Raw genomic sequence first — 2982 nt, 5'->3', positions numbered from 1 at the left:
TGATCAAGACGGTGCTGGCCCTGCGCCACGGCGTCCTGCCGCCCACGCTGCACGTCGACCGTCCCTCGACCCACGTCGACTGGGCGGCGGGCAACGTCCGGCTCCTGACCGAGGCCCGTGACTGGCCGCAGACCGGACGCCCGCGCCGGGCCGGTGTGTCGTCCTTCGGCATCGGTGGCACCAACGCCCACGTCATCCTCGAACAGGCCCCCGAGCCGGACGCGTCCGATCCGGGCTCCGTGTCCGCGGAGTCCGGCGCCCAGCCGGGCCGCGCCTCCGGCCGGTCCGCCCCCGTACCGGCGCACCGGCCGGCCGAATCCGCCCTCGAAGCACCCGCCGCCACCTGGGTGCCCGTGCCGGTGTCGGCGCGTACCCCCGCCGCGCTGCGCGGTCAGGCCGCCCGGCTCGCCGACTTCCTGACCGGCCGCCCGGACGTGTCCCTCACGGACACCGCCCTGGCCCTCGCCACCGGCCGCGCCCAACTCGAGCGCCGCGCCGTGCTGCTGGTCCGCGACCGGGACCAGCTCCTCGACGGCCTGCGCGCGCTGGCGGACGGCTCGGCCGCCGACGTCATGGGCAGCCCGACCGACGGCAAACTGGCCTTCCTCTTCACCGGCCAGGGCAGCCAATGGGCCGGCATGGGCCGGGCCCTGGCCGAGACGTTCCCGGTGTTCGCCGAGGCGTTCGGCGACGCCTGCGCGGCCGTGGAACGCCATCTGGGCGATCACGGCGCGCGTCCTCTCACCGAGGTGGCGTTCGGGAAGCCCGGCTCCCCCGAGAGCGGACTGCTCGACCAGACCATGTACACCCAGGCGTGCGTGTTCGCGCTGGAGACCGCGCTGTTCCGCCTGTTCGCCTCGTGGGGCGTGCACCCCGACCTCGTCGTCGGACACTCCGTCGGAGAGATCACCGCAGCCCATGTGAGCGGCGTGCTCGGCCTGGCCGAGGCCGGTGAACTGGTCGCGGCACGAGGCCGCCTCATACAGGGACTGCCCCAGGGGGGCGCCATGGCCGCGGTCCAGGCCACCGAGGCCGAGACGGCCCCGCTGCTGGCGTCCGCGCCGGGCACGGTGGCCGTCGCGGCCGTCAACAGTCCCGGCTCGCTGGTGCTGTCCGGCGAGGAGGCGGCCGTGCTCGCCGTCACCCGCGAACTGGCCGCACGCGGGCGCAAGACCCGTCGGCTGCCGGTCAGCCACGCCTTCCATTCGCCGCTGATGGTCCCGGTACGCGAGGAGTTCCGGGCCGTCGCCGAACGGCTGACGTACCGGCGGGGCGAGCTGCCGGTCGTCTCCACCGTGACCGGCGCCCTCGTCACGGACGGCCGGCTGGCCGCCCCGGACCACTGGGTCGAACACGTCCAGGCCCCGGTGCGGTTCGGTGATGCCGTCGCCGCCCTGTGCGCGCAGGGCGCGGCCACCTTCGTCGAGGTCGGCCCGGGCGGCGCCCTGGTCGCCATGGCTCTGGAATCGCCCGACGTACCGGCCGATGGCTGCTTCCCGACGCTGCGCGAGAACGGCGCGACGGCGGACGTCCTGACCGCGCTGGCCGGGCTGCACACGCGGGGCGTACCCATCGACTGGCCGGCGGTCCTCGGCCGTGCGACCACCGGCACGCTCGCCGCCGAGCTGCCCACCTACGCCTTCCAGCACCAGCGTTACTGGCTCGACGAGACCGTGCCGGGCGAGAGCGCGGCGGTGCGGGCCCTTCCGCAAGCCCAGCCCGCCGCTGACGCGGTGATCGCCGCCGGCCGATCCGACACGGACCGGCGCCGGATGTTCCTGGAGCTGATCCAGGAGAGCACCGCCGTCGTCCTCGGGTACCACGGCGACGAGGCGTTCGACGAGGACCAGCCGTTCAAAAGCCTCGGCTTCGACTCCCTCACCGGAGTCCGGCTCAGCCGCCGGCTCCACGACCTCACCGGCGTGCCGGTCCCCGCGACCGCCGTGTTCGACCACCCGACCCCGGCGGCGCTCGCCGCGCATCTGCTGGGGGAGCAGCCCTCGTCCGCCGTCCCCGTACCGTCGTACGCGAACGAGCCGATCGCGATCGTCGGAATGAGCACACGGCTGCCCGGCGACGTGAACAGCCCCGAGGAACTGTGGCGGCTGGTCGCCGACGGACGCGACGCCATCTCCGGGTTCCCGATCGACCGCGGCTGGGATCTCGAAGGCCTCTACCACCCGGACCCGGCCCACCCCGGGACCAGCTACACGCGCGCGGGCGGATTCCTGCACGACGCCGCACAGTTCGACGCCGGGCTGTTCGGGATCTCCCCGCGCGAGGCGCTGGCCATGGACCCGCAGCAGCGGCTGCTGCTGGAGACCTCCTGGGAGGCGCTGGAACACGCGGGCATCGACCCGCTCTCGGCCCGTGGCCAGGACGTCGGCGTCTTCACCGGGATCGTCCACCACGACTACGTCACCCGCCTGCACAGCGTGCCCGAAGAAGCCCAGGGCTACGTCATGACCGGCACCTCCTCCAGCGTGGCCTCGGGCCGGGTCGCCTACGTGTTCGGCTTCGAGGGCCCGGCCGTCACCGTGGACACCGCCTGCTCCTCGTCGCTCGTGGCGATCCATCTGGCAGCCCAGGCCCTGCGGCAGGGCGAATGCTCCCTAGCGCTCGCCGGCGGCGCGACCGTGATGGCGAGCCCCGACGCCTTCCTGGAGTTCTCCCGGCAGCGCGGGCTGTCCGCGGACGGCAGGTGCAAGGCCTTCTCGGACACGGCGGACGGCACCGGCTGGTCCGAGGGCGTGGGCGTGGTGGTCCTGGAGCGGCTGTCCGTCGCCCGGGAGAAGGGCCACCGGGTGCTGGCCGTCGTCCGTGGCAGTGCGGTGAACTCCGACGGTGCGTCGAACGGGCTGACGGCGCCGAACGGGCCGTCGCAGCAGCGGGTGATCCGGCAGGCGCTGGCCGCCGCCGGTCTACGGCCCTTCGAGGTGGATGCCGTGGAGGCGCATGGGACGGGCACCACGCTGGGTGATC

At 74.2% G+C, this 2982-nt stretch carries 1 protein-coding gene; it reads left to right on the top strand.

From position 1 onward, the window contains the following. On the top strand, positions 1 to 2982 hold a 2982-nt coding region (locus IE273_RS42975; RefSeq protein ID WP_189820538.1), incomplete at both ends, for a type I polyketide synthase.

This window comes from Streptomyces olivaceoviridis, assembly GCF_014650115.1.
Classification (GTDB): Bacteria; Actinomycetota; Actinomycetes; order Streptomycetales; family Streptomycetaceae; genus Streptomyces; species Streptomyces olivaceoviridis.
The sequence above is the reverse complement of the archived record's forward strand: the minus strand, read 5'-3'. Positions and strand labels throughout refer to the sequence as shown.